This is a genomic window from Zhihengliuella sp. (assembly GCF_031178195.1).
GTDB lineage: Bacteria > Actinomycetota > Actinomycetes > Actinomycetales > Micrococcaceae > Zhihengliuella.
The window spans coordinates 433,592-455,543 of the sequence record NZ_JAPSJL010000002.1; the positions used below are offsets into that span (position 1 = coordinate 433,592).

The following is a 21,952-nucleotide window of genomic DNA, read 5'->3' on the forward strand; positions in this document are numbered from 1 at the left end:
GGGATGTACGTGATGACGATCGACCAGCGGCGTTCCCGGCGGGGTCCGGATCGTGTGGCCGAGCTTCTCTCGACGTTGGCTTCGCAACGGACGCGCCGCTCGTTCGAACGGACGGCCGGCGACGAGATCCAAGGCGTCCTGGACGATGCCGAGACTGTTGTCCGGATCGCCCTGGATCTGGCCTCCGGCGAGGCCTGGAGCGTGGGGATCGGGGTCGGTTCCGTTGAGACGCCGATGCCGGAGCAGACCCGTGCCGGCAGGGGCCCCGCGTTCGAGTATGCGCGGGAGGCCGTCGAGCGCGCCAAGACGTCCGGCGGGCACATCGCAGTCGCGGGGGAGTCGCCGGAGCTGGAGCGAATCGAGGCGGAGCTCCAACTGATGGGAGCAGTCGCGGCCCGGCGCACCCAGACCGCCGTCGAGGCGGGCCTGCTCGTCCGGTCCGGGAAGACGCAGAGCGATGTGGCGCAGGCCCTGGGCATCAGCCAGCAGGCCGTCTCCAGCCGTCTGGCTCACGGACTCTGGTACGAGGTCGAGCATCTCCGCCGGTTGACCGTCCTCGCGCTAGAGGACGTACACGCCACGCTGGAACGCCCGGTGACCACTGCGGCCACCGGGCGAGACACGCCTTTCCGAGAAGCAGGGGAGACCCTGTGATACTGACCGCCGCCCTCTTGATGCTGGTCATCTCCCTGATCGGCGTCGTCTTGTTCCTACCGCCAGGCGCAGCGCTCTTCAGGCGCCAGCCGACGGCCTGGGCCATCGCACTGATCGGCCTCTTGGCAACCTCCGGTGTCCTCGCCGCCGCGGGTAGCGTCGACGGCCCCGGGCTCAATTTCGTGGCGGCGATCCTCGTGAGCGTCTCAGCCGCCCTGTTCGGCGGCAGCCATGTGACCGAGGCCGTCTTCCGCTGGGCATCGTTCAAGGGGCCCGACGGGACCCCGCATCCGGTCGGCGAGCCGAGCAATCCCGGGATCCTGCAGGGCGGGCTGTGGATCGGGCTGCTCGAGCGTGTGGCCATCGCGGCGACCCTCTGGGCCGGCTGGCCGGAAGGCCTGGCTGTGGTGCTGGCCGTCAAGGGGCTCGGACGCTTCGCCGAGCTCAAGGACCATGCCGCGGCGGAGCGTTTCATCCTGGGCACGTTCGCCAGCGTGCTCTGGGCTGCCGGTTGCTACGGCATCGGTCGTCTCCTCGGATCCTGACGGGGGGGGCCGCGGTCGCCTCGACGCTCACCGCGGTCGGGGACCGTGGGTCGCGAGACCGGCGCCAACCCAACATTCAAGTTGACATAATGTACATTATCGGCGGCAGATGTCTGGGCTGAGAGGGAGGCCTTCCACACTGTTCCGCACCCGACTAGTCTGGCTCTCGGTCGACAACTCGAGGAGAGTCATGGGACAGCTGATTGCCACTGCCTTCGTCTCGCTGGACGGCGTCATGGAGGCACCGGGCGGCGAGGACGGGTATCGAAATGCCGGGTGGACGTTCGATGGGATCGACTTCGTCGAGGAAGCCTACGAGCTCAAAGCGGCCGAACAGGCGCAGGCCGGTTCGCTCATGCTGGGCCGTCGCAGCTACGAGGCGTTCGCACCGGTCTGGCCCTCCATGGAGGATGAATTCCCGCGCTACAACGCCATGCCGAAGTACGTCGTCTCCACGACGCTCGATCCCGGGCAACTCGTCTCCGACTGGGGTCGCATCGAGATCCTCCGCAGCGCAGACGACGTCGCGGCCGTGAAACAGTCATCGATCGATCCGATCATCATCCATGGCAGCGGCGAGCTCGTGCGCAGCCTGACGGATGCCGGCCTGGTGGACAGGTTCCACCTGCTGGTCTTCCCGAAGCTGCTGGGCGCCGGCAAGCGGTACTTCAGCGAAGCGGACAAGGCTGCCCAGAATCTCCGGCTCGTCGAGAGCACCGCCTATTCGAACGGCGTCCAGAAACTGATCCTCGACCTCGTGCACTGAGCCCTGCGAGCGACTGAATCCGCGGTGCACGTGCGAGTCCGGCAGAATGGGCGTGTGAGCCCTGCACCCTGGATCGACCCAGCCCGCCGACTGATGGACGCCTACGATTCGGGCGAGCTGCCGACCATCGTCCAGCTAGGGCACCCAGTTCTCCGTGCCCCAGCACTCCCCTACGACGGCGAGCTCGACGCCGGGGGCCTCGCCCATCTGTTGGAGATGATGCGCGCGACGATGCACGAGGCGCCCGGCGTCGGCCTGGCTGCACCGCAGCTCGGCCTCGGAGTGCGCATCGCCGTCCTCGAGGACCCGGCCGTCCTGGCCGATCCCGACGTCGGACGCCAGCGCGAACGCTCGCCGCTGCCGTACTTCGCCGCAGTGAACCCGGCCTACGACGCGGCCAGCGATCGCCGGGCGGTGTTCTTCGAAGGCTGCCTGTCCTTCGCCGGCTACCTCGGCGTCGTCGATCGACCGGCGGACATCCAGGCGCGGTACACCACTCCTTCCGGCGAATCCGTCGAGCGGGAGCTGCGCGGCTGGCCCGCCCGGATCTTCCAGCACGAGACGGACCACCTCGACGGCACGGTGTACGTCGACAGGGCCATCACGCGCAGTCTCACCTGCACGGCAGAGTATGCCGACCGATGGGCCGCCCCGGGCATCGAGCCGGCGCGCCGGGGCTTGGGCTTCTGACATGACCGACTCCACGCCTCAGCCGGCCGCCATCCAGCCACGGCCGCGGCAGACGATGCTCGCCTGCCCCGTGTGCCGGGAGTCACTCCTCTGCGCGGAGGAGCCCCGCCGCTTGATCTGTCCGACGGGACACCGCTACGACGCGGCCAAACAGGGCTACTTCAACCTGCTCACCGGTCGGGGCACAAAATTCCGCGAGGACACCGCGGAGATGGTCGCGGCGCGAGCCTCCTTCCAGACCGCGGGCCACTACGAAGCTCTCGCCGCTCAGGTCGCGGCCACGGTCGTCCGCCACCTCGACCCGGTTGGCGCGACGGACGCGGAGGCGGTGCGGATCGTCGACGCCGGTGCCGGGACGGGCTACTACCTCGACCGGGTGATCGGAGCCCTCGAGTCCACGGCCACCCGTCGGGATCATCCCGAGCAGCGGCAGGGGCAGGAGCACTGCGGGTCGGCCGTGCGCGTTCCACCACAGCTGGAGGTCCAGGCCATCGCCCTGGACATTTCGCGCTACGCGATGCGTCGGGCGGCCCGGATCCGGCGCACGACCGCCCTCGTCTGCGACCTCTGGCAGCCACTCCCCCTGCACGATGCCGGCGTGGACGTCCTGCTCAACGTCTTCGCTCCGCGCAACGGCGCCGAGTACGGACGCGTCGTGCGTCCCGGCGGCCTCGTCGTCGTCGTCACGCCGCTCCCCCATCACCTCGGCGAGGTCCGCGCCGTGCTCGGCCTCCTCGGGATCGCCGAGGGCAAGGAGAACGCGGTCGCCGAGCGCCTGACCGGCGCGTTCGAGGAATGTGGTTCGCTCACCGTGGAGACGGCACTGGAACTGGGCGCGGACGACGCCGTCGACTTGGCGATGATGGGGCCTGCAGGTCACCACAGTGACCGGGCGGGGATCCGGGCGCGGATCGATCCGGCGGCGGCGCCGTTCCGGACGACGGCGGCGTTCCGGGTGCAGGCCTTCAGACGTCGGTGACCGTGCGACCGAGGACGGCGACGACCGCTGGCGACGGGTCCACGCGACACGGCACCCGAAGATCGTCCTCAGGACGGAGAGACGAGGGGGTCGCCATGCGGCAAGATGGTGGTATCGAGGGCGGCGAGTGCCCTCCCGAACGCGATGCGGTGACGAGCGATGCTTGAATGGATTGTCGCCAACAGCTGGGCCTTCTGGCTCTCGATCTTCCTGATCCTGGCGGTCATCGAAGTCATGTCCCTGGACCTGTACTTCATCATGCTGGCCACCGGCGCCCTGGGGGCGGTGTTCGTCGACCTCGCCGGCGGCCCCTTCTGGCTGCAGACACTGGTGTTCTGCGTGCTCTCCGCCGTCACCATCCTCTTCATCCGGCCCATCGCCATCCGACATCTGCGGCGGAGTCCGGCCGACCAGCTCACCAACGTCGACCGGCTGATCGGCCAGGACGCGCTCGTGCTCGAACCGACGTCGCGCCTGAGCGGCCGCGCCAAGATCGGCGGCGAGACCTGGACCGCTCGCATCGAGGGCGACACCACGCTCGAGCCGGGGGCCTATGGGCGGGTCATCCGGATCGATGGCGCGACCGCCTACATCGTGGAGCGCCGAGCATGAACACCCGGCGTCCGGTCCGCGGCCGCAGGCCGTCGTGCACTCCATCCAGAAAGAGGTAGACCATGTCCAACTCGAACAGTCTGGGGACATCGATCGTCCTGATCGTCCTCGCGATCTTCGTGATCGTGATCCTCATCCGGTCGATCCGGATCGTGCCGCAGGCGCGCGCCGGGATCGTCGAACGGCTCGGCAAGTACCAGCGGACCCTCGGGCCCGGACTGACGATCCTCATCCCGTTCGTGGACCGGCTCCTGCCGCTCCTGGACCTCCGCGAGCAGGTCGTCAGCTTCCCGCCGCAGCCCGTCATCACCGAGGACAACCTCGTGGTGTCCATCGACACTGTGGTGTATTTCCAGATCACCGAGCCGCGCGCCGCCACCTACGAGATCGCGAACTACATCCAGGCGGTCGAGCAGCTGACCACCACGACGCTGCGTAACGTCGTCGGCGGCCTGAACCTCGAGGAGGCGCTCACGAGCCGCGACCAGATCAACGGGCAGCTGCGCGGCGTGCTCGACGAGGCCACCGGCAAGTGGGGCATCCGCGTCTCGCGCGTGGAGCTCAAGGCGATCGATCCGCCCCTCTCGATCCAGGACTCGATGGAGAAGCAGATGCGTGCCGAGCGCGACCGTCGCGCGGCCATCCTCACCGCGGAGGGCACCAAGCAGTCGCAGATCCTCACCGCCGAAGGCCAGCGGCAGGCGGCCATCCTGGCGGCCGAGGGCGACGCGAAGGCATCGGTCCTGCGCGCCGACGGCGAGGCGCAGGCCATTCAGCGCGTCTTCGACGCGATCCATGCCGGCAACCCGGACCAGAAGCTGCTGGCCTACCAGTACCTGCAGACGCTGCCCAAGATCGCCGAGGGCGACAGCAACAAGCTCTGGATTATCCCGAGCGAGGTGGGCGAGGCCCTCCGCGGCATCGGGGGCGTGCTCGGGAACATCCAGCCCGACGCCGAGGGGACGCCGGGCCGTGGCGGAACCGCGCCGTCCGCGGGCCAGCCGAGTCCCGGGGTCTGACTCCCGGCGCGACCCGCGGGCGGCCCAGCCCGTATACTGGTGCGCTGGACAGAAGCCGGTGGGGAATTCCATCTCTCCCCCGGCCGTTAACTCCATCGTCGTCAAGCGTTCCTAGACGCAGTAGGGAGAAAAATGAGCGATCGCAGTCTGCGCGGTATGCGCCTGGGCGCACAGAGCATGGAGTCCGAATCCGGTGTCGAGCCGGCGCCGCGCCAGCGTGTCGAGTACCGCACCGAGGATGGCGAGCAGGTCTTCGTGACCTTCGCTGCCGAGGCCGAGATCCCCGCCACCTGGGTGTCCAAGAGCGGCAAGGAAGCGCTCCTCGTCAACGGCGAGCGACCGGACGAGTCGAACGAGAAGCCGGTCCGCACCCACTGGGACATGCTCCTGGAGCGGCGCTCGACCGAGGAGCTCGAGGAGATCCTCCAGGCCCGCCTCGAGAAGCTGCGCACCGCCCGCGGCGAGGCCGTCGAGGCACAGAAGAAGTAGGGCTGGGCGCGTCGAGCGCCCCCGCGGAAGAGCCCCGCACCGACGCATTCACGCGTCGGTGCGGGGCTCTTTGTCGTCTCGTCAGGGTCCGGGCGAGCCCGTGGTCAGGCGCGCCGGCCGAAGCGCTCCGACAATCGGCTCGCGCGGGCGCGCAACCCCCACTTGGTCACGTTGAGCATGGCCTCGATCACGATGTTCCCGCTCATCTTGGAGACGCCCAGCTCGCGCTCCACGAAGGTGATGGGAACCTCGACGATCCGGCGGCCCATGCGCGCCACGCGGAAGGTCATGTCGACCTGGAAGCCGTAGCCGACCGACTCGATCTGGTCGAAGTCGATGGCCTCGAGGGTCTCGCGCCGGAAGGCGCGGAATCCCGCGGTGATGTCGCGGACACTGAGCCCGAGCATGGTCCGCGAGTAGAGGGAGCCGGCCCTCGAGATCAGCTTCCGGTGCAGGGGCCAGTTGACCACGCTGCCGCCCGGGACCCAACGGGATCCGATCACCAGATCGGCGCGGTCGACCTCGGCCAGCAGGCGCGGCAGGTCCTCCGGGCGGTGGGAGCCGTCAGCATCGAGTTCGACGACGACGTCGTAGTCCCGCTCGAGCGCCCACCGGAACCCGGCGATGTAGGCGGCTCCGAGGCCCTCCTTGCCCTGGCGGTGCATGACGTGGACCTGGGGATCCTCGGCGGCGATCCGGTCGGCGAGCTCCCCCGTGCCGTCCGGGCTGTTGTCGTCGGCGACCAGGACGTCTGACTCGGGGACCGCGGCGCGGAGCCGTGCCAGTGTCACCGGCAGCGCCTCGAGTTCGTTGTAAGTCGGGATGATCGTCACTACGCGCACGCGGGTCTGTGTCCTTCTGAACGGGGAGATTGCCAGTGACACAGTATACGGGGAGCGGCCTGGAGGGCCGCTGGGAGCCGTGCCGTCGCCCAGTCCGGGGCACCGGTGCCTCGGGTAGGTCTGCGCGCGGCAGCGGGGTGAACCCCGACGGCTTCGGACCAGCATGATTCGGCATCGAGCTGTTTTCTAATGCCGTCGGGGCTCCCCCGTGCCTTTGACGCTGGATGTCCAGCGCGGCAACACCTGTGGCGCCTCGAGCGCGGTAGCGGGATGGTTGCCGTGATTCACCAGCCTAGTGCGTGACCGAACCGTGTCAACCTGTCGTTGACCACCGAAAACGGGCGTCCGGCCTAGTCAGCATCGCTTTGGGTGACAGGTTAATTCACGGTCACCGCGCGTGCGACGGATGCTCGGCATTCCGGAGGGCGGCCGCTTCGAAGAGGATCCGTCCGTCCCGAACGGTCTGGAGGCACTCCGGTGCGGCACTGTCCATCGCCGGGAGCATCGGGGTGCCAGCGCGCGCATCCGTGCTCCAGGCCGCCACCCGGGAGTCGGGCGTCTGCACCATCAGCTCCGAGGCGCTCCACACCGCGAACGTCGCGGCGGCGCCGGGAACCAGCTGCCCCGCGAACGGGATCTCCACGCCCGCGGCACGGTAGCCGGCCCGCGTGTGGGCCACGAAGGCCGCGCGGGCGGAGATGCGGGACGCGACATCCACGAGCTCCAGGCACGCCTTGACGTTCCCCCACGGGTCGATCGGCAGGACGGGGGCATCGGAGCCGACGCAGACGGGTACCCCGGCGGAGAGGAGGCGTCCGGCCTGGTTCATGGCGCCGGCCCGGTCGGCCCCGAGCCGTTGCTCGTAGAGGCCCCCCGGGTCGCCCCAGCGCGCGTCGAACCCGGGCTGCATGGACACGGTGACACCGGCCTCCAGCAGCGTCGCCAGCACCTCGGCGTCGATCATCTCGGCATGCTCGACGCGGTGGCGCAGGCCCTGGACGCGCTCGGCGCCCGCACGCTCCATCGCGGTCTTCAGGCCCTCGGCGAGGACCCGCGCCGCTTCGTCTCCGATCACGTGGAAGGCCGCCTGGACACGGGCCTCGGTGCAGGCCGCCACGTGCTGGGCGATCTGCTCGGCGGAGAGCATCAACGTCCCCCGCTCCCCCGGGGCGTCGGCGTAGTCGCTGGTCAGGGCGGCCGTCCGCGAGCCCAGCGAGCCGTCGACATTCAGGTCGCCGCCCAATCCGGCGAATCGCGGGCCGAAGGAGTCGGCGAGCTCACGCGCCACCTCGGCGGACGCGACGAGCTCCCCCCAGTACAGCCGGACCAAGGGCAGGTCCGCACCGTCCGCGTCCAACAGCTCGAGGAGCTGGCGGGCATCGTGGGCACCGCTGATCTGCGGGGCGGCCATCTCCGCCACGCCGGCCACGCCCCGTGAGGCGAGCTGGGCGAGCGCCGTCCGCTGGTAGCGACGGCGGGTGGCGTCGTCGTAGTCCAGGGCACGACGGCGCAGCTCGGCATGCCGCTCGCCGGTCACGTGGGCGCTGCCCAGCCCGGCGGAATCGCCGGCGGGCAGAAGGCCGCTCGCCAGGGCGGAGTGGACGTCGGCCCTGGCGAGGTACACCGGCGCGCCGCCGGCGGCGGCCGAGAGCTCGGCGGCAGTCGGCAGCACGGGCGAGTCCCAGCCGCTCTCGTCCCACCCGGACCCGAGGACCGGCCCACCGGGGATCGCAGCGGCACGGGCGCGCACCGCCGCGAGGACGTCCGCGGAGCTGCGCGCGGAACCGAGGTCGAGCTGCTCGAGCGATGCGCCCAGCTCGGTCAGATGGACGTGCGAGTCGAAGAACGCGGGCGCGACGAGGCCGCCGCGCAGGTCCACGACCTCCATCCGCTCGTCCAGCAGCGACTCCGCCGCAGCCTCCTGCCCGACCCAGGCGACGGTGCCGTCCTCGACGAGCAGTGCGGTGGCGAAGGGGTCCGTGGGCGAGTAGACGGAGCCGTTGCGGTACATGACCAGATGGGCCAAGGGTTTCCTCTCTGCGGAAGTTCGGGCCGGGCCGACGGCGGCTCAGTCGGTGACGCTCGAGTAGGCGACGACGCCGCGGCGGACCAGATCGATCGCTTGACGGCACGTCGCCGCGAAGCGGGGCGGGGTGTCCGGGACCTTGGCGAGCTGGTCGAGGGAGTCGATGACCTGCTTGGCCCAGCGGACGAAGTCTCCGGCGGCGAAGTCCACTCCGCGCAGGCACTCCTTCAGGTCCTGGCCGCGCACCCACTTGTACATGGGCCAGATGAGCCCGGACTCTGGTTCGGCGGTCTCGGGCAGCCGGTGCTGCTCCTCGGCGTCGGTCAGGTCGCTCCAGCACTGCACCGCCGTATCCCAGGCGGTGCTCATCCGGCGTGACGGGAGCTTCGGGTGCACGCGCGGGTCTGCACGCTTTGCCTGGTAGACCAGGGCCGTGATGAAGGCGGCGAGCTCGGCGGCGTCCAACTGGTAGAGCACCCCCGACTCCATGACCAGGGAGATCAGCAGGTCCCGCTCCCCGTAGATCCGCCGCAGCCGGTCCCCCGCCGGAGTGGTGTGGATCGCGCCGGACTCCGGATCGGTGTGCAGGTAGTCGTAGGAGTCGAGGACCGCGCACACGCGGTCGAACGTCTTGGCGATGGTGTTGGTCCGACCGTTGATCTGGGCGACGAGCCGGTCCCGCTCGGCGCGGAGCTTCCACCAGCGCTCGGCCCAGCGGGCGTGGTCCTCGCGCTCTCCGCATCCGTGGCACGGGTGGCGCTTGAGCTTGCGCCGCAGCGCGGTGATGCGCTCCTCGTGGCGGGCGCCCGGGCCGTAGTCGAAGCCGACGGCGTCCCGCCGCGGCGGCCGGTGGTCGTGGACCGCGTTGCGCAGCGAGGCGGCGAGGTCCTTGCGCTCCTTGGGCGAGCGGCCGGTGAACGACTTGGGCACCCGGATCCGCGAGATGATGTCGACGGGCCCGTCCAGGTCGCCGGCGTGGAGCCGGCGGACGTGCTTGTCCTCGGTCAGCACGGTCGGGGCGGGGTCCCGCCCGTCGGAGAGCTGGATCACCACGCAGCGGCCCAGTCGGCGCGGCCCGTGGACCTCGAGCACGTCCCCGACGACCAGTTGCTCCAGGGAGCGTTCCGCGGCAGAGGCCCGCGCGCGGCTGGCGCTGCGCGACGCGTCCTTCTCCGCCTGCGAGAGCTGGTACCGCAGCTTCGCGTACTCCTCGAAGTCGCCGAGGTGGCACTCCATCGCCTTCCGGTATCCGGCCAGGGATTCCTCGCGACTGCGCACCTGCTTGGCCAGCCCCACCACGGAGCGGTCCGCCTGGAACTGTGCGAAGGAGGACTCCAGGATGGAGCGCGCTCGGTCGCGTCCGAACTGGGAGAACAGGTTCAGGCTCATGTTGTACGTCGGCCGGAAGCTCGAATCGAGGGGGTAGGTGCGACGCGAGGCCAGGCCGGCCACCGCCGTCGGATCCGTGCCCGGCTGCCAGAGCACGACGGCGTGGCCCTCCACGTCGATGCCGCGGCGCCCCGCCCGGCCGGTGAGCTGGGTGTACTCCCCCGCCGTGATGGTCACGTGCTCCTCGCCGTTGAACTTCTCGAGCTTCTCCAGAACCACCGAGCGGGCCGGCATGTTCACGCCGAGCGCGAGGGTCTCAGTGGCGAAGACGACCTTGATCAGGCCGCCGGCGAAGAGTTGCTCGACGAGTTCCTTGAAGATCGGGAGCATTCCCGCGTGGTGGGCGGCGAAGCCCTGGACCAGCCCCTCCCGCCAGGACCAGAAGCCGAGGATCTCCAGGTCGTCCCTCGGCAGCTCGTAGGCGACCGCGTCGACGGCACGTTGGATCTCCTCCGCCTCCTGGGCGGTTGTGAGCGAGAGCCCGCTGCGGACGCACTGGTCCACGGCGGCGTCGCACCCCTTGCGGGAGAAGATGAACACGATCGCCGGCAGGAGTGCGGCCTGGTCGAGGGAGAGGACCATCTCCGGCCGGGACATCTTGAACTTCTGCACGCCCTCGTCCGGGCGCCGATCCGCCGGCCTGCGTCCCCCGCGACCGCGTTGCGGCCGGGAGGAGCGGAAACCGGAGCGCAGGTCGCGCTGTGCGAGCTTGAGCAGCTCGGGGTTCACCATCGCGCGGATGTCGGTTTCACGGCCGTCCGCGACATCGTCGGCGATCTGGTCGAAGGCGAGGTCCCCGGCGAAGAGGTCGATGACGCGCCCGCCGGCCATGACGTGCTGCCAGAGCGGGATGGGGCGGTGCTCGGAGACGACGATCGCGGTGTCGCCGCGCACCGTGTCCAGCCAGCCGCCGAACTCCTCGGCATTGGAGACGGTCGCGCTGAGCGAGATTACCTGCACCGAGTCCGGCAGGTGGATGATGACCTCTTCCCAGACCGCACCCCGGAACTTGTCCGCGAGGTAGTGGACCTCGTCCATCACGACGAAGCCGAGTCCGACCAGCGTGTCCGAGTCCGCGTAGAGCATGTTGCGGAGCACCTCGGTAGTCATCACGACGACGTCGGCCTCGGGGTTGATGCTGGTGTCGCCGGTGAGCAGGCCCACGCGCTCGCTGCCGTGCCGGGCGGCGAGGTCGGCGTACTTCTGGTTGCTCAGGGCCTTGATGGGCGTGGTGTAGAAGGCCTTCTGGCCTCGGGAGAGGGCCAGATGGATGGCGAACTCGCCGACCACGGTCTTCCCTGCGCCGGTGGGCGCGGCCACGAGGACCCCGCGGCCGGCCTCGACGGCCTCGCAGGCCTCGATCTGGAAGGGATCGAGCTCGAATCCGAGGCCGCGGCGGAACCCGAAGAGCTCGGTCCTGGCCTCCGCGGCCCGTTGCTTCGCGGCGGCATATCGTTCGGCGGGCGATCCCATGGTGCGCTGTCGCCTCCTTCGAGTCGGGTGTGGTCTACTCCGGCAGGTCGCTGGCCCGTTGCGCGGACCGTTCGTACTCCTCCGCCAGATCGGCCGCCCGCTTGGCCCGCCGCTTGTCGTTGTAGAGGCAGAACCCGGTCGCCGCCGCGAAGAGCAGCAGCAGCGGGCCGGCGAGGACGAACATGGTCAGCGCGTCGCCGCCCGGCGCCGCCATGGCGGCGACCAGACAGATGAGGAAGACCGTGATCCGCCAGTTCTTGATGATGGTGCGCCCGGGCAGGATGCCGATCATGTTCAGCCCCACCATGAGCACGGGCAGGATGAACGCGATGCCGAACGCCAGCAGGAGCCGCAGCACGAAATCGAGGTACTCGGGCATGGTGATGAGATTGACCGCGTTGCCCGGAGTGAGGCCGATGAAGAAGAGCAGCGCGAACGGCAGCGCCCAGAACCCCAGGACCACGCCGCCGAGGAAGAGCGGAACAGCTGTGCCGATGAAGCCGACCGCCGTCCACTTCTCCTTCTTGTGGAGTCCCGGGACGATGAACGCCCAGAGCTCGTAGAGCCACACGGGCGAGGAGATGAGCAGACCCAGGAAGACCGACACCTTGATCATCAGGTCCAGCGGCGAGACGGCGGACGCGAAGTTCGCCTGGCCCCCCGCATCCAGCAGGGGCTGCGTCAGGATCTCCATGACCGGGTTGTACAGGAAGAACCCGCCGACGGTCGCCAGGAGCAGCGCCGCGAGCGCTACGAAGAGCCGGTTGCGCAGCTCGATGAGGTGCTCTTTGAGGGACATGCGCCCCTCGGGATCTTTTCTACCTTTCAGTGCCACGAATCAGTCGATATCGAGTCGCGCTCAGGCGTTATCGCGGTTCGGCTTGTCGCGGTCGTCGACCACGTGGCCCTCGACCGGGCCCTCACGGCCCTCCCGCTCGGCCTGGGGATCGTCGTCCTTCATCTGGCGGACCTCCGTCTTGAAGATGCGCAGGGACTGACCCATCGACCGCGCCAGGCCGGGGAGCTTGGGAGCCCCGAACAGGAGCAGGACGAGAGCGATGATGATGAGCCACTGCCAGCCCTGAATACCCATAGGAGATAGTCCTTTCGTAGGTTTACGATTCTACGTCACTCGGCGAAGACATCGCCGTAGCGTTGCGGCTGGCCGGATGAACGTTTCCTAGCGATGCGGCGACGGATCCGTGCCGCGCGCCGCTCCTCCCGACCGGCCGCGAAGTCCTCCCGGGCCTGCCCCGGATCCACGAAGAGTGCCGCCACGCCCACGACCGGCCCGCCGGCGCGGGCCCCCGCCTCGTCCTGCGGGTCGGCCTCGTCGGGCCCGGGGGCGCCGGCACCCTGCAGGATGCCTCCCAGATGCTCTGCTGCGCTTCCGGCCGCGTCGACGGTGGCCATGGCCTTCCGGAAGAGGTAGACCGCGCCGACGGCCAGGAGGATCAGCGCCAGCAGCGCCAGAACCGTCCAGAGCAGAATCCAGAACCACCACGGCATCATGTCCGTACTCCTTCGTCGGCCGCCGGGCCGGCGGCGCTTCCTGTCGAATCCGTTGGTTGTCCTGTTGCAGCGGCGGAGCCGGTGTAGACGCGGAGCGCCTCCTCGAGCCACGCCGTCACGCTGCGGGTCAGCCCCTCCGGGGCGACGACGGTCAGGTCTCCGCCGTGCTCGGCGACCATGCGCCGCAGCGTGCCCGGGTCGGCGATGCGCACCTCGCAGAACGTTCGCTCGTCGCCCGGCAGCGTGCCGGTCCGCAGCGGGGAGAACTCCTGCTGCAGCGGCGCCAGGCGGGGCGCGAAGCCGAGTACGGCCACCAGGTCGTCCTTCCGGGGCGTGTAGTGCTCGGGGTCGACGGCGTGCCGCTCGCCCGGCGTGTACATCTCGTCGAGCGGCTCGGCCTCCACGATCCGGTCCAGCCGGAACCGGCGGGAGTCACCGGCGCGGCGGCACCAGGCGTGCAGGTAGGCCCGGTCCCCGGTCTCCTCCAGCTGCACCGGCTCGACGAGCCGCTCGGTGATCTCCTCGCGGGCGGTGCTCACGTAGCGCAGACGGACGACGCGGCGTTCCTCGACGGCGGCGGCCAGCAGGCCGCTGAGACCGGCGTCGTCGGCTGCCCGGCTGCGGGGGGCCACGAGGTCGAACAGCCCGTCCAGGTGCTCGGTGGCACCGCGGAGCTTGCCCAGGGCGCGGCCGGCGGCCTCCGCGGAGGCGGCCGGAACGGTACTCAGGAGCTGCAGTCCGGTCCCGAGCGCGAATGCCTCGGCGAAGTTCAGGCGGATCGGCTGGGCCAGCCCGTCGTCCTGGGACAGCACGATCGTGTCCGTCTCGTCATCGATCCAGATGTCCACGCGCGAGCCGTAGTCCCAGCTACCGGGTCCGCAGAGCTGGAGTCGTTCGATGTCCTTCCTCAGGGTCCTCCGGGGCACCCCGAAGTGCTCCACGGCCTCCGCGACCGTGGGCGCACCCGCCTGGCGGACGTACGCCACGAGGTCGAGGGCCCGCGCGGCGACTGCGGTGGCGGGCGCACGGCCGGCGTGACGCCGCTCCTTCAGCGCTGGATGCGGGGCGGGTCGGCGCTGGGCGGCCAGGGTCCGCTCCAGACGGCGGACGACGGCGGCGCGCAGCTCCTCGGGAGCGAGGACCTCGGCCGCGGACCCGAGGGCTGCGATCTCCGCCGAGGCCGCCTCGCCGTCGTGGTAGTCGAAGGCGATGACGTCGCCGGGAGCATTCGCGCCGTCCTCCCGCCCGGTCGGGGACGGCGGGGCTGGGGACGGCATGGCCCCGTCCTGAAGGGCCCCGTCCAGCAGGGCGCCCGGGTCGACGGCGCGGCGGCGCAGGTTGGCCCCGCGTCCGGGAGCGAGCCGCACGACGGCGGTGGTCATCGCGGCGGCCGGGTCGAGGTGTGCGAGGGCTCCCGTCGCCGTGAAGCCGGCGGGCCGCGGTTGCACGGCGCACTGCTCCGGGCGCAATTCGGTGATCCCGCCGATGATCCGGGAGAGCCGGAAGACGCGCTCGGCGTCCCGGTCGTGGTCGTGCCCGATCAGATACCAGTGGCCGAATCTGCTGCCGAGCCCCCAGACGGAGACGGTGCGGTCTCCCTCGACGCCGTCGACGGTCCGGTAGCGGAAGGCGACGACCCGCCGTTCCTGGGCCGCGGTGGCGAGCGGGCCGAACAGGACCTCCTCGGCGGCGATCTGGACGCCGAAGGGCGAGGCGGCGTCCTCGGTCGAGGCCGGTACGAAGCCGGGCGCGCCCTCCGGGCCGGACGCGGCGGACTCCGCGGGCTGGGCCACCGTGCGGCGGCCGCGAAGCAGGCCGCGGGCCGCCGGGGCGTTCCCGGTGATGCGGCTGAACGCCCGCAGCGCGGCGGAGCCGAGGGCCGGATCGCGCCAGAGCCGGGCCGCCAGGGAGAGTGCGAGGACCTCGTCGGCGGCGAATTCGATCTCCGGGAGCCGGTAGGCGGCCGGATCCACCCGGTAGCGGAGAGAGTCCGTGCCCTGGCCCAGGCGGTCCGCGTCCTGCGGGCTGTCCAGCGGGACGCCGAGCTCGCGCAGATGAGCCTTGTCGCGTTCGAAGCTGGCCTCGAAGTTCTCGTCGCTGAGGTGGGCGTATCCGTCGACGGCGGCGCGGATCTGCTGCTTGGTCAACCCCACGCGGGTCTGCAGGAGCGTGCTGAGCAGGCTCAGCAAGCGCTCGGAGTTGTCCACGTTCTGTTCAGCCACACCGGCCACGTTACTACGAAGAAGGCCGGTGGGTTCCGCTGCAGGAGCGGGACCCACCGGCCTTCGGAGGGGAGACGTACCGGGGCTAGCGTGCGCCGACCAGATCGACCACGAAGATCAGCGCCTCGTTCGGGCCGATCGCCGAGCCGGCCCCGCGCTCCCCGTAGGCGAGCTCGGACGGGATCTCCAGCCGGCGGCGGCCACCGACCTTCATCCCGAGGAGGCCCTGGTCCCAGCCCCGGATGACCTGGCCGATGCCCGCGGTGAAGTCGAGCGGCTGACCCCGGTTCCACGAGGCGTCGAACTCCTCGCCGGTCGACCAGGCCACACCCACGTAGTGCGCCGAGACGGTGGTGCCCGGCTGCACCTCCTTTCCGGTGCCCTCGATCAGGTCGTGGATGACCAGCTGCGACGGCGGCGTCTCGCCCGGGAAGTCGATCTCCGGCTTGGTGCGGTCGAAGTTGCGCTGTCCGAAGGACATGTTCTCCTCGTTTCGTTCGTGCCGGCCTGGCCGGCGGTCAGACATTCGATGGTGCGTGCGGTGGACGATCCTACTTCGCCTCGACGATCTCCACCACGAAGACCAGAGTGCCCGCGGGGCGGCCCTGGGCCTCCTCCTCCGTCGTGCCGTAGGCCAGCTCGCCCGGGATCGTCACCAGGACCTTCGAGCCGACCTTCTCGCCGGCGAGTCCCATGGTCCATCCCTGGATGACGCCGCCGGCGAGATCGGCGTCGAACGTCTCGCCGCGGTCGTAGGACGAGTCGAAGACCTCGCCGTCGTCCCAGCGGACGCCCGAGTACTTCACGGTGACGGTGCTCTCGGAGGTGACCTCCGCGCCGTCGCCCTCCTCGAGGACCTGGACGGCGACGCCCTGCGGCGGCTCCTGGCCCTCGGGGATCGTGATGGCCGGCTTGCCCGCCTCGTCGAACTCGGCGGACGGCAGCGCGCCGTCCTCCTCGAGCTGGGCGACCTCGTCGTCCGAGAGCTTCTGCGGGATGTCCTCGACACCGGTGATCTTCAGGACGAGGATCTCGGTTGCGTTCTCCGGGGCCGCCGGTGCGGAGGAGGAACCCTCCGCCGGAGGCTGCGCCGCCGGCTCCTGCGCCACGGCGATGTAGGAGCCGACCTTCGCGCCGACGAGGATCTCGTAGACGACCGGGAGGGTCTCCTTCAGCTCCGGCGTCGTGGGCAGCGGGCGCGGATCCTGATCGAAGGTGTCGCCGATGATCTCGCCCGTCTCGGTGTCGAAGGCGGCGAGGCTGACGTTGACGTTCTGATTCTCCGTCACGGCCTCGCCGTCGCCCTCGACGACGATCCGGGCACCGGACTCGCTGGTCTCCAACGGCGTGTCGAAGCTGACCGCCGGCGGCTCCAGCTCGTCGGAGTTCGGTTCGACGGTGATGCTCTCGAGTGGGGACGCGTTTCCGGCGGACTGGTCTTCGGAGGCGCCGCAGCCGGAGAGAGCCAGCATGGACGCCGCAGCGACGACGGAGAGGAGCTTGCGCACAGGTATGTCTTCCTTCGGTGGTTCGGGTGCTTCGGGCCGCGGGCCGAGAGCCTCGTCAAGCCTAGGCCGTTGTGCTGTGAAAGCGCTGAGGCCGCGCCGTCACCGGTGGATCGATTCGATGAGCGCGTCGACCCTCGCGTCGGTCGCGGCGAACGGGTCCTTGCAGGCGACAGCCCGTGAGGCGCCGTCCTCGAGCTTCAGATGGACCCAGTCGACCGCGAAGTCCCGGCCGGCCGCGCGGGCCGCGCGGACGAAGTCGCCGCGGAGTCGGCCGCGCGTTGTCTCGGGAGGATGCTCGACCGCATGGCGGACGGCTTCCTCCGGCACCACGGTAGCGGCCCTCCCCCGCGCCCGGAGGAGGTTGAAGATCCCCCGGCTCGGAGAGATGTCGTGGTAGGTCAGGTCCAGCTGCGCGAGGCGCGGGTGCTCGAGGCCGAGCCCCTGGCGACCGGCGTAGCCGTCCAAGAGCCGGCGCTTGACCGCCCAGTCGATCTCCGCGTCGATCCTGGAGGCATCGCCGGATTCCACGGCGTCCAATGCCCGCTCCCAGAGGTCGAGCACGCGCGGCAGGTGCGGCGCGTGGGCTCCCTCGCGCGCCACGAAGGCCGCGGCCTTCTCCAGATAGACGTGCTGGAGTTCGACCGCGCTCATCGAGCGGCCGTCCGCGAGCCGGATCCGGGCGCGCCCGGTGATGTCGTGGGAGACGTCGCGGATCGCCCGGATGGGATTGGCGATGCTGTAGTCGCGCATCGGGACGCCGGCCTCGATCATGCGCAGGATCAGGTCCGTGGTCCCGATTTTGACCAGCTGGGTGGTCTCGGACATGTTCGAGTCGCCGACGATGACGTGCAGCCGACGGTAGTACTGCGCGTCGGCGTGCGGCTCGTCGCGGGTGTTGATGATGGGACGCGACCGGGTGGTGGCGTTGGAGACGCCCTCCCACATGTGGTCCGCGCGCTGGGAGAAGACGTAGCGGTGCTCGCCGTCGACCTCGAGGATCTTCCCCGCACCGGCGATCAGCTGCCGGGTGACGAGGAAGGGGATGAGGATCTCGGCGAGCCGGGCGAACTCGACGCGGCGCGGGATGAGGTAGTTCTCGTGGCTACCGTAGGAGTTGCCAGCCGAGTCGGTGTTGTTCTTGAACAGGTAGACGCTGCCCTCGTGCCCGTCGGCGGCCAGGGCCCGCTCCGCGTGCACGGCGAGATCGTGCATGATCAGCTCCCCGGCCCGGTCGTGCGCGATGAGCTGGACGACGTCGTCGCACTCCACCGTGGCGTACTCGGGGTGCGAGCCGACGTCGAGGTAGAGGCGGGAGCCGTTGTTCAGGAAGACGTTGGAGCTGCGGCCGAACTCGACCACGCGCCGGAAGAGGTACTTGGCGGTCTCCTCGGGGGTCAGCCGGCCGTGCCCCGCGGGCGAGTAGGCCAGGCCGAACTCGGTCTCGATCCCGAAGATCCGGCGCTCCACGCCTACTGGCCGCCCTTCTGGACGAACCCGCGGACGAACTCCTCCGCGTTCGTCTCCAGGACGCCGTCGATCTCGTCCAGCAGGTCATCGACCTCCTGGAGCTGCGCCTGCTGCTGCGCGCTGGCCTGCGCGACCGGCGCGTCCAGCCGATGCGTCTCCTCCGACTGCTGGTTCAGACCCTGCCGGGCCGAGCCCTGCTGGCTCTGGCTGGACTGCTGCTCCGCCATGGTGTGCTCCTTCTCTCGCTGCTTGTCGATTCCAGTATCGCCGCGTCGGCGTGCCCCGTCATGTGCGCGCCGAGCAGACGACGGCGGCCTCTCACCGCCGGGTGAGGTCCTCCGGGGCGAGCCGGTCCAGGAACTCGCCGACCTCCAGTTCCGCGTCGAACAGCGCGCCCGTCCGGTGGCGCGTCGCCGCGAGCGGCTCCGGCAGGCGGATCCGGTGGAGCCCGCGGCGGCCCGGGACGCTGAAGACCACGGAGTCCCAGTTCGCTCCCACCACGTCCTGTCGGTACCGGGTCAGCGATTGACCGCGGAAGTAGGCTCGGGTGTCCTCCGGGGGCGCCGCCACCGCGGCCGCGATGCGTCCCGCGTCGACGAGGCGTTCGATGCGCCCCCGGGCCTCGAGCCGGCGGAACAGTCCGCGGTCGGGCCGCAGGTCCGCCCACTGCAGGTCCATCAGGGCGATCCGGGCGTCGTCCCAGCCGAGCCCGTGCCGCTCGCGGAACTGCGTCATCAACTGGAGCTTGGCGACCCAGTCCACGGTGGCTGCCTGGGAGAGGACGTCGGCGCGCAGCCCGTCGAGGGTCGCCTGCCAGCGCGCGAGCACGTCCAGCGTCTGCTCGTCCGCCTCCCCGCGATTCTCGCAATGCGCGCGAGCCGCGTCGCAGTAGGCCTGTTGGACGTCCAGAGCGGTGATCCGCCGTCCGTCGGCCGTCTCGACCGTCGCGGTCAGGCCGGGGTCGTGGCTGATCTGCTGAACGGCACGCACGGGGTCGCGGAGGTCCAACGGAGGCTCCTCGCCGGCCTCGATCATGCTCAGGACCAGCGCGGTGGTGCCGACGCGGAGGTAGGTGGGGACCTGGCCGAGGTTGGCGTCGCCAGCGATCACGTGGAGCCGGCGGTAGCGGTTCGCATCGGCGTGCGGCTCGTCGCGCGTGTTCACCAGCGGGCGCCGGACCGTCGTCTCCAGCCCGACCTCCGCCTCGAAGAAGTCCGCACGCTGGCTGACCTGGAAGCCGGTGCTGCGACCGGTCGCGCCCCGGCCGACCCGCCCGGACCCGCAGAAGACCTGTCGGGTGGCGAAGAACGGCAGCAGCCCGCGGGCGACGGCGTCGAACTCGACGTCGCGCCGGACCAGGTAGTTCTCGTGCGCGCCGTAGCTGGCGCCCTTGTTGTCCGTGTTGTTCTTGTACAGCAGCAGCTGGTCGAATCCGGGCCGCTCGTTGACGTGCTCCATGGCGGCCAGGACGACGGCGTCGCCTGCCTGGTCCCACACCACCGCGTCCAGCGGGTTCGTGGTCTCCGGCGACGAGTATTCGGGGTGGGCGTGGTCCACGTAGAGCCGCGCCCCGTTGCCGAGGACGAGGTTCATGATGACGTGCCCCGCGCCGGCGGGCTCCGGCTCCCCCGCGTAGAGCGTGGATCCGGGCCGGGCGTCGAGGAGCGCGACCTCCTCGGCCGTGAGCTCCCGGGCCTCGTCGGTGAGCTGGCTGGGATCCGCCTCGGAGCGGCCCACGGACCAGCCGCGCGCGTCGAGCAGCGGCGACTCGTCCGAGTAGTCCCACTGGGTGCCCGCGAGCGATCCGGTCCCGGCCCGGATGACCTCCGCGTAGGCGTTGACGACCCGCGCGGAGAGCACGGTGGCGTTCGCGTTCGGCGCCTCCGGCGCGAGCACCCCGTACTCCGTCTCCAGGCCCATGACGCGGTGGACGCTCATCGGTCCCCTCCCCCGTCCGGGGCGTCCGGAGGTGACGCGTGGGGGACGGCGCCGACGGGGACGTCGAGGGCGACCGGCGCGCCGTCGTGCAGGATCGGCCGCAGGTGCGTCACGCGCAGGCCGCGCTGACCGGTGATGCGGGCCCAGTCGTCGGGGTTGGACGTGTTGGGCAGGTCTTCGTGCTCGCGGAACTCCTCCGTCACGGCGGCCAGCAGGTGGCGCTCCCGCACCCCTCGCTCCCCCGAGGTGAGCAGGTCCTTGATGGCGTGCTTCTTGGCCCGGTCCACGATGTTGCGTAGCACCGCGCCGGAGGCGAAGTCGCGCACGTAGAGCATCCGGGTGCTGCCGTCGGCGAGGGTCAGCTCGAGGAATTCGTTCTCCTCCGACGCCGCGTACATCCGGCCGATCGTCGTCGACACGAGCCGGGACACGGCGGCAGCGCGGTCGCCGCCGTCGTGCTCCACCTCCTCGGCGTGCAGGGGCACGTCCATCGTGAGGTACTTGGAGAGGATCTCCGCGGCGCCTTCCGCGGTGGGCCGCTGGATGCGGATCTTCACGTCCAGCCGGCCCGGGCGGAGGATGGCCGGATCGATCATGTCCTCGCGGTTGGAGGCACCGATCACGATCACGTTGTCCAGCTTCTCGACGCCGTCGATCTCGGTGAGCAGCTGCGGGACGATGGTCGTCTCGACGTCGGAGGAGACGCCGGAGCCGCGGGTGCGGAACAGGGCGTCCATCTCGTCGAAGAACACGACGACGGGGTCGCCCGTGCTGGCCTTCTCCCGGGCCCGGGCGAAGATGAGGCGGATGTGCCGCTCCGTCTCGCCGACGTACTTGTCCAGGAGCTCGGGTCCCTTGATGTTGAGGAAGTGGCTGCGCACGCCCTCGCCCTCGCTCAGCTCGGCGGCGCGCTCGGCCAGCGAGTGCGCCACGGCCTTGGCGATGAGGGTCTTGCCGCAGCCGGGCGGGCCGTAGAGCAGGATGCCCTTGGGGGCGCTGAGTCCGTGCTCGCGGTAGAGGTCCTGGTGCAGGAACGGCAGTTCGACGGCGTCGCGGATCTGCTCGATCTGGGGCCCCAGGCCGCCGATGTCGCTGTAGGCGATGTCCGGGACCTCCTCGAGGACCAGGGACTGCATCTCCGTGAGCTGCACGCGCTCGACGGCGAGCCCGGTCTTCGGCTCGAGCACGATCGCGTCGCCGACCCGGAGCCGAGCCCCCGCCAGCGGGGCGGCGAGTCGCACGACGCGCTGGTCGTCGCCGCGGCCGAGCACGACGACGCGCCCCGCGTCGAGGAGCTCCTTGACGGTGACGATCTCCCCGCTCGCCTCGAAGCCGAGTGCGGCGACGATGGCGAAGGCCTCGTTGAGGAGCACCTCCTGCCCGATCCGCAGACCGGCGAAGTCGATCAGCGGGCTGACCGACACCCGGATCTTCCGCCCGCCCTGGACGACGTCGGCGCTGGCGAGTCGGGTGGTGGAGATGGCACTGCCCGGCTCGGGCCGACCGGCCGGGTTCAGGGCCACGATGGTCGCGAAGCTGAAGGGCGCCTCGCCGTCCCGGTCGAGCCCCTGGCGCAGCGTCGCGATCTCCTCGCGGGTCCGCTCCAGCATCTCGGCCATGCGCCGGTTGTTGGCCCCGGCGGCCATGAGCTGCCGGTCCAGGGTGCGGGCCTTCTCGCGCTGGACGTTCACCTCGCGCTCGGCCCGGGCCGCCTGCTCGCGGGCCCGCTGCAGCTCGGCGCGTGCATCGTCCGGGGCCGCCTCCTGCCCGTCTCCTGCGGTGGGGTGCTCGTTCAAGATGCTTCCTCCTCGCTTCCGCGCA

21 protein-coding genes are annotated in these 21,952 nt (G+C 70.5%); 8 read left to right on the forward strand and 13 right to left on the reverse strand.

The annotated features are described in order from the left end of the window. Window positions 1–3 precede the first annotated feature (3 nt). The 8 genes from RIN46_RS04625 to RIN46_RS04660 all read left to right on the forward strand — a co-directional run bounded on the left by RIN46_RS04625 (window position 4) and on the right by RIN46_RS04660 (window position 5,754). On the forward strand, window positions 4–654 hold the full coding sequence (locus RIN46_RS04625) for a hypothetical protein (protein ID WP_309079756.1): 651 nt from the start codon (window positions 4–6) through the stop codon (window positions 652–654). Continuing rightward, the gene (locus RIN46_RS04630; protein ID WP_309079755.1) at window positions 651–1,199 is read left to right on the forward strand and encodes a hypothetical protein; all 549 of its coding nucleotides are present in this window, start codon (window positions 651–653) and stop codon (window positions 1,197–1,199) included. The genes RIN46_RS04625 and RIN46_RS04630 overlap by 4 nt, the downstream gene beginning before the upstream one ends. Before the next feature lie 190 nt (window positions 1,200–1,389). Then, window positions 1,390–1,965, forward strand: coding sequence for a dihydrofolate reductase family protein (locus RIN46_RS04635; protein ID WP_309079754.1), 576 nt, complete (start codon window positions 1,390–1,392; stop codon window positions 1,963–1,965). 54 nt (window positions 1,966–2,019) lie between these two features. Continuing rightward, window positions 2,020–2,655: a peptide deformylase gene (locus RIN46_RS04640; protein WP_309079753.1), complete on the forward strand. Its 636-nt coding sequence runs from the start codon at window positions 2,020–2,022 to the stop codon at window positions 2,653–2,655. 55 nt (window positions 2,656–2,710) lie between these two features. Beyond that, on the forward strand, window positions 2,711–3,634 hold the full coding sequence (locus tag RIN46_RS04645; RefSeq protein WP_375164260.1) for a putative RNA methyltransferase: 924 nt from the start codon (window positions 2,711–2,713) through the stop codon (window positions 3,632–3,634). 159 nt (window positions 3,635–3,793) lie between these two features. Beyond that, on the forward strand, window positions 3,794–4,246 hold the full coding sequence (locus RIN46_RS04650; protein WP_309079751.1) for an NfeD family protein: 453 nt from the start codon (window positions 3,794–3,796) through the stop codon (window positions 4,244–4,246). Between the two features lie 62 nt (window positions 4,247–4,308). Further along, window positions 4,309–5,265, forward strand: coding sequence for an SPFH domain-containing protein (locus tag RIN46_RS04655; protein WP_309079750.1), 957 nt, complete (start codon window positions 4,309–4,311; stop codon window positions 5,263–5,265). A 132-nt stretch (window positions 5,266–5,397) separates the two neighbouring features. Next, window positions 5,398–5,754 carry an RNA polymerase-binding protein RbpA gene (locus RIN46_RS04660; protein WP_309079749.1) on the forward strand — a complete coding sequence of 119 codons (357 nt, stop codon included), beginning with the start codon at window positions 5,398–5,400 and terminating at the stop codon, window positions 5,752–5,754. Window positions 5,755–5,858: 104 nt separating this feature from the next. Here the strand turns inward: RIN46_RS04660 and RIN46_RS04665 are convergent, their stop codons facing one another. From RIN46_RS04665 to arc, 13 genes are all read right to left on the reverse strand, one after another. Then, window positions 5,859–6,596 carry a polyprenol monophosphomannose synthase gene (locus tag RIN46_RS04665; RefSeq protein WP_309079748.1) on the reverse strand — a complete coding sequence of 246 codons (738 nt, stop codon included), beginning with the start codon at window positions 6,594–6,596 and terminating at the stop codon, window positions 5,859–5,861. A gap of 388 nt (window positions 6,597–6,984) precedes the next feature. Then, entirely contained in the window at window positions 6,985–8,622 is a 1,638-nt protein-coding gene (locus RIN46_RS04670) for an amidohydrolase family protein (RefSeq protein ID WP_309079747.1), read from the reverse strand. A 42-nt stretch (window positions 8,623–8,664) separates the two neighbouring features. Beyond that, window positions 8,665–11,484 carry a DEAD/DEAH box helicase gene (locus RIN46_RS04675; protein ID WP_309079746.1) on the reverse strand — a complete coding sequence of 940 codons (2,820 nt, stop codon included), beginning with the start codon at window positions 11,482–11,484 and terminating at the stop codon, window positions 8,665–8,667. Window positions 11,485–11,518: 34 nt separating this feature from the next. Continuing rightward, window positions 11,519–12,283, reverse strand: coding sequence for a twin-arginine translocase subunit TatC (gene tatC, locus RIN46_RS04680; RefSeq protein ID WP_309079745.1), 765 nt, complete (start codon window positions 12,281–12,283; stop codon window positions 11,519–11,521). 60 nt (window positions 12,284–12,343) lie between these two features. After that, window positions 12,344–12,577 (reverse strand): Sec-independent protein translocase subunit TatA, encoded by a 234-nt coding sequence (tatA, locus tag RIN46_RS04685; RefSeq protein WP_309079744.1) that lies wholly within the window; start codon window positions 12,575–12,577, stop codon window positions 12,344–12,346. Window positions 12,578–12,612: 35 nt separating this feature from the next. Next, window positions 12,613–12,996, reverse strand: coding sequence for a hypothetical protein (locus RIN46_RS04690; protein ID WP_309079743.1), 384 nt, complete (start codon window positions 12,994–12,996; stop codon window positions 12,613–12,615). Then, window positions 12,993–15,218, reverse strand: coding sequence for a WYL domain-containing protein (locus tag RIN46_RS04695; RefSeq protein ID WP_309079742.1), 2,226 nt, complete (start codon window positions 15,216–15,218; stop codon window positions 12,993–12,995). Before RIN46_RS04695 ends, RIN46_RS04690 begins: the two co-directional genes overlap by 4 nt. A gap of 85 nt (window positions 15,219–15,303) precedes the next feature. Beyond that, on the reverse strand, window positions 15,304–15,699 hold the full coding sequence (locus RIN46_RS04700) for an FKBP-type peptidyl-prolyl cis-trans isomerase (protein ID WP_309079741.1): 396 nt from the start codon (window positions 15,697–15,699) through the stop codon (window positions 15,304–15,306). 70 nt (window positions 15,700–15,769) lie between these two features. Then, the gene (locus RIN46_RS04705; RefSeq protein WP_309079740.1) at window positions 15,770–16,726 is read right to left on the reverse strand and encodes an FKBP-type peptidyl-prolyl cis-trans isomerase; all 957 of its coding nucleotides are present in this window, start codon (window positions 16,724–16,726) and stop codon (window positions 15,770–15,772) included. 99 nt (window positions 16,727–16,825) lie between these two features. After that, entirely contained in the window at window positions 16,826–18,193 is a 1,368-nt protein-coding gene (pafA, locus tag RIN46_RS04710) for a Pup--protein ligase (RefSeq protein ID WP_309079739.1), read from the reverse strand. A gap of 2 nt (window positions 18,194–18,195) precedes the next feature. Beyond that, complete coding sequence (locus tag RIN46_RS04715) at window positions 18,196–18,420, reverse strand: ubiquitin-like protein Pup (RefSeq protein ID WP_309079738.1); 225 nt, start codon at window positions 18,418–18,420, stop codon at window positions 18,196–18,198. 91 nt (window positions 18,421–18,511) lie between these two features. Then, window positions 18,512–20,131 carry a depupylase/deamidase Dop gene (dop, locus tag RIN46_RS04720; RefSeq protein ID WP_309079737.1) on the reverse strand — a complete coding sequence of 540 codons (1,620 nt, stop codon included), beginning with the start codon at window positions 20,129–20,131 and terminating at the stop codon, window positions 18,512–18,514. Then, window positions 20,128–21,927 carry a proteasome ATPase gene (gene arc / locus RIN46_RS04725; protein WP_375141826.1) on the reverse strand — a complete coding sequence of 600 codons (1,800 nt, stop codon included), beginning with the start codon at window positions 21,925–21,927 and terminating at the stop codon, window positions 20,128–20,130. The genes dop and arc overlap by 4 nt, the downstream gene beginning before the upstream one ends. Window positions 21,928–21,952 lie beyond the last annotated feature (25 nt).

Excerpts from the sequence above, each read along its gene's own strand:
- RIN46_RS04625 (WP_309079756.1), top strand. The coding sequence starts at position 4 with ATGTACGTGATGACGATCGACCAGCGGCGTTCCCGGCGGGGTCCGGAT.
- RIN46_RS04635 (WP_309079754.1), top strand. The coding sequence starts at position 1,390 with ATGGGACAGCTGATTGCCACTGCCTTCGTCTCGCTGGACGGCGTCATG.
- RIN46_RS04645 (WP_375164260.1), top strand. The coding sequence starts at position 2,711 with ATGCTCGCCTGCCCCGTGTGCCGGGAGTCACTCCTCTGCGCGGAGGAG.
- RIN46_RS04650 (WP_309079751.1), top strand. The coding sequence starts at position 3,794 with ATGCTTGAATGGATTGTCGCCAACAGCTGGGCCTTCTGGCTCTCGATC.
- RIN46_RS04655 (WP_309079750.1), top strand. The coding sequence starts at position 4,309 with ATGTCCAACTCGAACAGTCTGGGGACATCGATCGTCCTGATCGTCCTC.
- RIN46_RS04660 (WP_309079749.1), top strand. The coding sequence starts at position 5,398 with ATGAGCGATCGCAGTCTGCGCGGTATGCGCCTGGGCGCACAGAGCATG.
- RIN46_RS04675 (WP_309079746.1), bottom strand. The coding sequence starts at position 11,484 with ATGGGATCGCCCGCCGAACGATATGCCGCCGCGAAGCAACGGGCCGCG.
- tatC (WP_309079745.1), bottom strand. The coding sequence starts at position 12,283 with ATGTCCCTCAAAGAGCACCTCATCGAGCTGCGCAACCGGCTCTTCGTA.
- tatA (WP_309079744.1), bottom strand. The coding sequence starts at position 12,577 with ATGGGTATTCAGGGCTGGCAGTGGCTCATCATCATCGCTCTCGTCCTG.
- RIN46_RS04690 (WP_309079743.1), bottom strand. The coding sequence starts at position 12,996 with ATGATGCCGTGGTGGTTCTGGATTCTGCTCTGGACGGTTCTGGCGCTG.
- RIN46_RS04700 (WP_309079741.1), bottom strand. The coding sequence starts at position 15,699 with ATGTCCTTCGGACAGCGCAACTTCGACCGCACCAAGCCGGAGATCGAC.
- RIN46_RS04715 (WP_309079738.1), bottom strand. The coding sequence starts at position 18,420 with ATGGCGGAGCAGCAGTCCAGCCAGAGCCAGCAGGGCTCGGCCCGGCAG.
- dop (WP_309079737.1), bottom strand. The coding sequence starts at position 20,131 with ATGAGCGTCCACCGCGTCATGGGCCTGGAGACGGAGTACGGGGTGCTC.